At 35.2% G+C, this 230-nt stretch carries 1 pseudogene; it reads right to left on the bottom strand.

The annotated features are described in order from the left end of the window. Nucleotides 1–3: 3 nt before the first annotated feature. Nucleotides 4–230: pseudogene (locus ACX6XY_RS30550) on the bottom strand (hypothetical protein); the annotation flags it as partial.

The raw sequence follows: 230 nt of genomic DNA on the forward strand, positions 1-230 counted from the left end.
CCTTTACTGTGTAATATTGGTCGTAAATGTTTGATTTATATCGGTGAAATCTTTTGTTAAACCATGGACCGTGATTTCCCACTTGCCGGTTTGATTAAAATATAGCCCCTCTGCAAAATATTGCGTATCATTTGCAAGTTTGGCTTGGAAAGTTGATTTTTCATCTGTTTTAGTAGATTTTGTTGTAATCGTCACTTGTTCAAAATCTGTTTTAGCAGAACCATCTGCTG

Source organism: Streptomyces sp. O3 (genome assembly GCF_054788135.1).